Origin of the sequence: Streptomyces sp. YIM 98790 (genome assembly GCF_011421595.1) — a bacterium.
Taxonomy (GTDB): Bacteria; Actinomycetota; Actinomycetes; order Streptomycetales; family Streptomycetaceae; genus Streptomyces.
This window is the reverse complement of the sequence record NZ_WTLH01000240.1, coordinates 1-7,736: the sequence shown is the minus strand read 5'-3', so window position 1 is coordinate 7,736 and position 7,736 is coordinate 1. Positions and strand designations below refer to the sequence as shown.

Sequence of the window (7,736 nt, the reverse complement as noted above, 5' to 3'; positions counted from 1 at the left end):
CCTCGGCCGCCCGCCGGTAGGTGCGCACTTGCCCTGATTCCAGCGCGGCCACCACCCGCAGCCGCACTACCTCCCGCGTGGCAGGATGCAGCCGACGCGCGTCCTCAACCTCGATCACGCCCTGCCAACGAGCAGGCAACTCAACCGTTCCGGATCAATATCTGCGGGATTGAGAAGTCTGGTGTCCTGGTCGACTACGCGCGCCAGCTGGCCCGACACGACATTCTCGAACCGGGTGACCTGTTAGTATGCGACGAGCAGATCATCGGTCGAGTGGTCAACGCCAACAACGCCCGCGCCTACGGCAAGGAGACTTACTGGGGCCGCAAGTTCGTGTATCGCGCGCTTGACGGGCGAGTCGTCGTCCCGACCGTGCCTCCACCGACCGGTGCACCGTACGATGCCAACGGCGGCCAAGCCAACCCGGCAGCGTACCCGACGCTGCCAGCAATCCTTGACGTGATCGACCGCACCGGCTCCTCAATGTACGTAGATGGCATCATCCCCGTGGCAGCCGCGCACGGGAAGGCTGCATTCCCGATCGGTGTGGGCACCGATGTGCTCCGTCTCGTGGCCACCAAGCGTCTCGGTCTCAACTCGTGTAGTGGACAAGCAACTCCGGTACGGTTCGCCCCATGATCGAAAATGTGGCTGTGCTGTCGGCTGCCCCCCTTCCTGATGCTCACGTTGCACATGTTGCTGCGTCCGCAATCCCGATGCACATCCTCGACAAGCCCCGCCCACTCGTTTCACCCCTAGGCACCGTTGACCACGCGCTCATGAAGAGCAGGTACCAGTCGCCACTGCGTTATCCAGGAGCAAAGTCGTCCCTTGCGCCCGTGATCGCCCGAATCTTGGACGCCGCCAAGGGATCGAGGGCCGTTCCGGAAATTAACCTGCTGGTCGAGCCTTTTGCCGGCGGAGCGTCAGCTTCCTTGCGGCTCGTCGGCCAAGGGCTCGTCGACCGAGTGCTGCTCGCTGACGTGGATCCGTTGGTGACTGCCTTCTGGCAAGCCGCGGCTGCTGATACAGAGGCGCTGATCGACCGTATGCATGACGAGTGGATCCGATACGTCAAATCGGGCGGAGTAGCCGCCGTCGAGCGGTGGGACTACTGGCGTTCCTGGGAGCCCTCTCGGGAAGCGAAGCCTGCCACCGTCCGACTGGGATTGGCAATACAGTGCCTATTTCTAAACCGCACAACGTTCTCTGGAATTCTTCACGGTAAGGCGGGGCCGATTGGTGGGCGCAAGCAAGAGAGTCCGTACGGCATTGGATGCCGATGGAACCCCGAGGCCATAGAGCAAAGGCTTCGATATGTCGGTCACTTGTACGACGCTGGCCGAATTGTCGATGTTTGGCACAAAGACTGGCGACAGACACTCGATGACGTGCCCAGTTACTACCCGCAGTTGGTCCCGTCTCGCGTCGTTGCCTATCTCGACCCGCCCTACATCCAAAAAGCCTCGCACTTGTACCGCACCTCCTTCGACCCGCGAGGTGGATATGGCGGCGGCAAGGGCGCAAAGGTGGGATCAGATAACCACATGCTTCACATGCAGCTTGCCGGATATCTGCGCACCAAGGCGCAGTTTCGCTGGCTGCTCAGCTACGACAACAACCCAATCTTGACCGAAAGTACCTGGCTTTATGCGCATGCTCGCATGGCGCCTAGCCGCGTGGATCGGGAAGCGCTTGGCGTACGCTCGTGGCCCTTGACTAAGCGGTTGGTGAAAACGCGTTACACCGCTAGTGGCAAGACCGGTAAGCGGGATGCTGATGAACTCCTCATTACAACACTCCCGCCGTCCACTGTTCCCGTAGATCATCAGCTGCGCGAGCTGCCGTGATTGCTGAGGAGCATCCGCCTTCCACCACCTGTCGGCGACGGCTTTAGAACTCATCTCATTTGGGTGGTTGAGGGTACGCTGCGGCGGTGTCGATCGTGGAGCGCATGGTCCCTGATGAGCTGTGGGAGTTGTTTCAGCGGGTGGTGCCACCTGCACCGATACGGCCCCAGGGTGGTGGTTGCCGGCGCCATGGGGATCGAGAGGTGCTGGCAGCCATCATCTTCGTGGCCACCTCCGGGTGCACCTGGCAGCAGTTGCCGCCCGGCTTCGGTCCCTCCGGCGCGACCGCCCACCGTCGGTTCACCGAGTGGACCTCCGCCCGGGTGTGGGCGAAGCTGCACCGCCTGGTCCTCGACGAAATCGGCGCGCGTGGGGACCTGGACTGGTCACGGTGCGCCATCGACTCGGTGAACATGCGGGCCCTGAAAGGGGGGAGCTGACAGGTCCGAATCCTGTGGACCGGGGCAAGAACGGGTCGAAGATCCACTTGATCACCGATCGGTCCGGTCTGCCGATCTCCATCGGGATCTCCGCCGCCAACACCCACGACAGCCAGGCCCTGATTCCGCTGGTCAAGGGCATCCCGCCGATCCGGTCCCGGCGTGGTCCGCGCCGACGGCGCCCAGGCAGAATCCACGCCGACAAGGGCTACGACTACAACCACCTGCGCCGCTGGCTGCGCTCGCGGGGCATCACACCCCGCATCGCCCGCAAAGGAGTGGACTCCAGCCGGCGGCTCGGCCGCCACCGCTGGACCATAGAGCGCACCATCGCCTGGCTAGGCCGATGCCGCCGCCTGCACCGGCGCTACGAACGTAAGGCCGACCACTTCCTCGCCTTCACCGCCATCGCCTGCACCCTCATCTGCACCAATCGACTCACCAAATGAGATGAGTTCTTAGTATTGCGAGACAGGCGGAGTTGTCGGGCGATCGCCCACCGGGGCATGTCCTGCGCGAGCAGCTCGTGTATGGATCGCTATGAGTCGCCGGTTGTGGTCGGCGTAGTTCACGGTCCGTACTGCGCCGATGCGCGACTATCGGGGGCTACCGCGACGGCTGGATCGGAAACGGAGACACGAGCCGTTGGGCTGACGGTTGCCACGCTACAGCGGATTGGCGTGGCTCGAAGCGGCTGGCCTGCGTGAGCGCTGCGTGAGCGGACTGGTCGGCACCAGGTTGGACCAGCCGTCACGCCGATCAAGGTCGCGGTCCTCTGATCTGCGGAAATGGGATTGAGCGGTACCGTCCAGCAGGACCCGTCACGATCTTGCANCCGTCCAGCAGGACCCGTCACGATCTTGCAGGCCCTCGTAATGCGTAGGTCAAGGGTTCGATTCCCTTAGGCGGCTCACTGAAAGGCCCAGGACAGATAGCTTCTGACCTGGGCCTTCGTCGTATCCGTGATCTCGCCGCCCTCCTCCCCTGTGCGCCCCCGCTACACCGTGCGTGAGCATGCGTGAGCGGATTATGACACTCCGCGGTCGCCTGGGGACAAGATGGGGACACCCCACGGAGGCAGCGACGTGGCGGCTGGCCGGGCTCCTCAGGGCCTGAGCCGCTCTTGCTGAGGATCGAAGCAGACCAACCCCATCGAGTCCGCGAGCATCGCCGCATAGGCGGAGGCTTCCTCGGCCATGCTCCAACGCATCGGAAAATAGATGAACGGCCCGCTGGCCTCGTCGATCAGCGGGCCGGTCGACCAGGGTGAGGTGTCTTCCTCGTCCTCAATCAGGTCGACCCACCTCTCGAGAAGCGCCTCCACGTAGGCCGTGATGCGCTCAGTCGGCGGCTCATTCATCTGCGCTGCGATGTAGCGGTTGTAGAGGTCGGAGAAGACCTGGCCGGCGGACTTGTCGTTTGCCGGCCGCTCGCCATCCCACACAGCAAGGTCGTAACTCATGACCGGAGGCTCTCACACGGCGCTGACACGGCACGCCTCCGTCGCGGCGACCGGCAGCGTGAAGAGGAAGGTCGTGTTAGGCCGCCTTCGCCTTCCCCGCCGGCTCGCCGTCGTCGTTCTGCTCTGACGCCGCCTGCTTCGGCGGCTTCCGCTTCCGCTGCCTGGGAACCGCGGCCAGCGTTGCCGCTGCGGCCTCGCGCTCGATCTCCTCGGCGACGGAGGTGTAGATGTCGCCGGTCACCTTGATCGAGGAGTGTCCGAGCCGCTTCTGCACCACCTTGATGTGCACCCCGGCCCGCAGCGCCAACGAGGCGGAGCCGTGCCGCAGATCGTGCAGGCGGACCGGCGGAAGGCCGGCCTTGCGGTAGAGCCGTTCGAAGCGGTCGGAGAAGAACTGCGGGTGGTAGGCGGCGCCGTCGTCCTTGGTGAACACCCGGCCGCTGTCGTGCAGGTCGGGTCTGTCAAACGAGTGGTGTAACTGGGTTGGTTAGGGGTTACTGACGGGCTGCGGTGAGGCGGCCGTCGAAGGTGATGTCGAAGGCGTTCAGCGCGGTCTTCCAACGGCTGGTCCAGCGCTTGCGGCCGGTGCCTGTGGGATCCAGGGACATGATGGCCATGTAGACGCACTTCAGCGCGGCTTGCTCGNTTACTGACGGGCTGCGGTGAGGCGGCCGTCGAAGGTGATGTCGAAGGCGTTCAGCGCGGTCTTCCAACGGCTGGTCCAGCGCTTGCGGCCGGTGCCTGTGGGATCCAGGGACATGATGGCCATGTAGACGCACTTCAGCGCGGCTTGCTCGTTGGGGAAGTGGCCGCGGGCCTTGACCGCGCGGCGGATGCGGGCGTTCACGCTCTCGATCGCGTTGGTGGTGCAGACGATGCGGCGGATCTCGGCGTCGAACCGCAGGAAGGGGGTGAACTCCTCCCACGCGTTCTCCCACAGCCGCACGACCGCCGGATACTTGCCGCCCCAGGTGTCGGCGAACTCGGTGAACCGCTCCAGCGCGGCGTCCTCGGTCGGCGCGGTGTAGANGGCGGATCTCGGCGTCGAACCGCAGGAAGGGGGTGAACTCCTCCCACGCGTTCTCCCACAGCCGCACGACCGCCGGATACTTGCCGCCCCAGGTGTCGGCGAACTCGGTGAACCGCTCCAGCGCGGCGTCCTCGGTCGGCGCGGTGTAGACGGGCTTGAGCGCCTTGGCCATCTTCTCCCGGTCCTGCCGGGCCGCGTAACGGAAGGAGGCCCGCAGCAGGCGGACCACGCAGGTCTGGACGATGGTGGCCGGCCAGACCGTGCCGACCGCGTCGGGCAGGCCCTTGAGCCCGTCGCAGACGAGCATCAGCACGTCTGCGACGCCGCGGTTCTTGAGTTCGGTGAGGACCTGCAGCCAGTGCTTGGCGCCCTCGCCGCCGTCGCCGGCCCACAGGCCCAGGATTTCCCGGGTGCCCTCGGTCGTGACGGCCAGGGCGAGGTAGATGGGTCGGTTGGCGACCGCGCCGTCGCGGATCTTGGTTCTGTCGACGATCTTGTGATCCGGACGGNGGTCCGGCTCATCGCGTGAGCAGGACGCGTTTGCGAAGGAGATCGAGACTCGCACGGCCGAACATCTGGCGTTTCAGCATCTTCAGCCGGTTGATGCTGCCCTCGACAGCGCCGGAGCTATGCGGCAGGGACAGGCCATTGCGGATGGCGTCGAAGTCGCGGCGAAGGTTGTGGGCGAATGAAGCCAGCGGGGTCAGGGTGTCCTGTTCAGCGTTGGTGATCCAGTCCTCGAGGCGGTCGCCGTGGCGTCCGGTCATTATCGCGGCGAACTTCCTGACATGACCGGTGAGCCTGTCCAGCTCGGGATCGCGCTCACGCAGCCGGTGCAGCTTGTCGGCGTTCTCGTCCCGCAGGTGTTCGGGATGGGTCATGATCCAGGAGGTGGTCTCGCGGACCGACGGAGGCTTGGGGCCGGGGGCGGGGGCGTGTCCGCGCCCGGTTCGGTAGCGCCGCAGGTGACGCTGGACGGCTAGCTCGCCTCCGGGATAGCCGAGTTCCTTGATCTCCCGATAGAGCTGGGCGGCGTTTCTGACGCCTTCGTTCCAGCGCCGGTGCAGGTAGCCGATGTACGGGTCGACGACGTGCGCCCGCTGGAGGCTCTTGGCGACGACATCGTCGGCGGAGCGAGCGTTGACCAGTTTGCGGACGGTGGCCTGGTGCAGCCCGAGTTTCCGGCCAATCGCCGCCTTCGACATCCTCTGCCCCCATAGCTCGTGGACGGCGGCGTGCTGCTCACGCAGTCGGGTCACGACCTTCAGCTCTTTCGGCGGCTGGACCACCTCGGGCTTCGCATCCGGTCCGTCGGACGTGCTGGCAGGCCCGGAAGATGGTTCGGCCAGACGGGAACGATGAGCGTTCACCGTCTTCTCGACCGCCTGGCCAAGGTTGGCCCAGAGGTGATAGCGATCAGCGACCTGCTCGGCCTGCGGCGCCCCGATCCGTGCGCCCTCCCCGTAGCCACCGGCCCGGTCCCGGCAGATCACCCTCACCTCGGGATGGTCGCGGAGCCAGGCGGCCAGGTCCTCGCCCTCCCGGCCGTCGTAGAGGTGAAGCGGGCGGTGGGTGGCCATATCGATCAGCACCGTGCCGTAATGGCGGCCCTTGCGGAAGGCGAAGTCGTCCACACCGAGCACCTCCACCTCCCCGACCTCCGGCTCGGGAAGGCCCCTGACCAGTCGCAGCAGCATGTCCTTGCCCACGGTGACGCCGACCACAGCCGCCAGGCGGGCGCCTGCTCTGCCGGCCAGGGCCAGCCCGATCTGCGTCAACACCCCACGCAACAGCGGGGTATGGCGGCTGTGTGGGGTGGTCAGTCCCGCTATCTGCTCGGCGAACGTCACCGCCGGGCAGGCGGGGTTCTCGCAGCGGAAACGGCGGACGTGTAACTCGATCACGACGCCGAGCCCGCCCGCAGCGACGTCACGCAGCGTGCGTGCGTACCGGCCGTGCACCCGCGCCGAGCTCTGGCCGCACCGGCAGGACCCGGTCGCCGCCCGCACCCGCGTCCTCAGCACCACCTTGTCCGGCCGCCGCTCGACCTCCTCGATCACGAGCGCGGACAGGTACGGAAACAGCTTCAAGAGCACATCACGAGAGCACGCGATGCATGATCGCGAACAGTCGAGACGCCCCGCTCACCTGTCCGGATCACAAGATCGTCGACAGAACCCGGATCTTCACATGGATGGCGTCGATGAAGACCACCGGGTAGACCGGATCGAGAGGGCGGTTCTGCCACTCGGCCATGCCGTCCATGACCTTGTCGGTGATCGTGGAGATCGTCTGCCGGGAGNCCGGATCACAAGATCGTCGACAGAACCCGGATCTTCACATGGATGGCGTCGATGAAGACCACCGGGTAGACCGGATCGAGAGGGCGGTTCTGCCACTCGGCCATGCCGTCCATGACCTTGTCGGTGATCGTGGAGATCGTCTGCCGGGAGACCTCCGCGCCGTAGACCTCGGCCGGGTGGGCCTGGACCTCCCCGGTCGTCAGGCCCTTCGCGGCCAGCGAGATCACGATCTCGTCCACCCCGGTCAGGCGCTTCTGCCGCTTCTTGACGATCTTCGGCTCGAAGGAACCCTCCCGGTCGCGGGGCACCGTTATCTCCACCGGGCCGACATCGGTCAGCACGGTCTTGGAGCGGGTGCCGTTGCGGCTGTTCCCGCCGTTCCTGCCGGCCGCGTCGTGCTTGTCGTAGCCGAGGTGATCGGTCATCTCGCCCTCGAGGGCGGACTCCAGCAGCCGCTTGGTCAGCTGCTGGAGCAGCCCGCCCTCACCGGTCAGCTTCAGGCCCTCGGCCTGGGCACGGACGACGAGCTGGTCGATCAACCGCTGTTCCACTGCGGCCGACGGCTGAGCCTCAGCCGCCTCGATCGGACCGCTCTTGGGCATGTTCTCGCTGGTCACAGGCGCATCTTCCATGATCGGGATACACCGCTCG

Annotated in this window: 6 protein-coding genes and 5 pseudogenes; 3 read left to right on the top strand and 8 right to left on the bottom strand. The window is 65.7% G+C overall.

Annotated elements, in window-relative coordinates:
- From GQS09_RS28775 to GQS09_RS25500, 3 genes are all read left to right on the top strand, one after another.
- A partial coding sequence (locus GQS09_RS28775; RefSeq protein WP_207958283.1) for a hypothetical protein occupies positions 1–639 on the top strand: 639 nt, incomplete at its 5' end.
- On the top strand, positions 636–1,850 hold the full coding sequence (locus tag GQS09_RS25505; RefSeq protein ID WP_165989908.1) for a DNA adenine methylase: 1,215 nt from the start codon (positions 636–638) through the stop codon (positions 1,848–1,850). The genes GQS09_RS28775 and GQS09_RS25505, both read left to right, overlap by 4 nt.
- A gap of 104 nt (positions 1,851–1,954) precedes the next feature.
- A protein-coding gene (locus GQS09_RS25500; protein WP_165989912.1) for an IS5 family transposase occupies positions 1,955–2,739 on the top strand; the annotation gives its coding sequence in 2 pieces (ribosomal slippage) (positions 1,955–2,288 and positions 2,288–2,739; 786 coding nt in all).
- A gap of 656 nt (positions 2,740–3,395) precedes the next feature.
- Here GQS09_RS25500 and GQS09_RS25495 read toward each other — a convergent pair.
- From GQS09_RS25495 to GQS09_RS25460, 8 genes and pseudogenes are all read right to left on the bottom strand, one after another.
- Positions 3,396–3,752 (bottom strand): hypothetical protein, encoded by a 357-nt coding sequence (locus GQS09_RS25495; protein ID WP_165989907.1) that lies wholly within the window; start codon positions 3,750–3,752, stop codon positions 3,396–3,398.
- Between the two features lie 76 nt (positions 3,753–3,828).
- Positions 3,829–4,185 carry a tyrosine-type recombinase/integrase gene (locus tag GQS09_RS25490; RefSeq protein ID WP_313896329.1) on the bottom strand — a complete coding sequence of 119 codons (357 nt, stop codon included), beginning with the start codon at positions 4,183–4,185 and terminating at the stop codon, positions 3,829–3,831.
- A gap of 61 nt (positions 4,186–4,246) precedes the next feature.
- Positions 4,247–4,390, bottom strand: a pseudogene (locus GQS09_RS25485) (IS256 family transposase); the annotation flags it as partial.
- 8 nt (positions 4,391–4,398) lie between these two features.
- Positions 4,399–4,746: pseudogene (locus GQS09_RS25480) on the bottom strand (transposase); the annotation flags it as partial.
- Between the two features lie 73 nt (positions 4,747–4,819).
- Positions 4,820–5,260 (bottom strand): annotated as a pseudogene (locus GQS09_RS25475) (transposase); the annotation flags it as partial.
- 40 nt (positions 5,261–5,300) lie between these two features.
- On the bottom strand, positions 5,301–6,878 hold the full coding sequence (locus tag GQS09_RS25470; protein WP_207958282.1) for an ISL3 family transposase: 1,578 nt from the start codon (positions 6,876–6,878) through the stop codon (positions 5,301–5,303).
- Between the two features lie 61 nt (positions 6,879–6,939).
- Positions 6,940–7,074, bottom strand: a pseudogene (locus GQS09_RS25465) (transposase); the annotation flags it as partial.
- Between the two features lie 37 nt (positions 7,075–7,111).
- Positions 7,112–7,702 (bottom strand): annotated as a pseudogene (locus tag GQS09_RS25460) (transposase); the annotation flags it as partial.
- Between the last annotated feature and the right edge of the window lie 34 nt (positions 7,703–7,736).

Excerpts from the sequence above, each read along its gene's own strand:
- GQS09_RS25505 (WP_165989908.1), top strand. The coding sequence starts at position 636 with ATGATCGAAAATGTGGCTGTGCTGTCGGCTGCCCCCCTTCCTGATGCT.
- GQS09_RS25495 (WP_165989907.1), bottom strand. The coding sequence starts at position 3,752 with ATGAGTTACGACCTTGCTGTGTGGGATGGCGAGCGGCCGGCAAACGAC.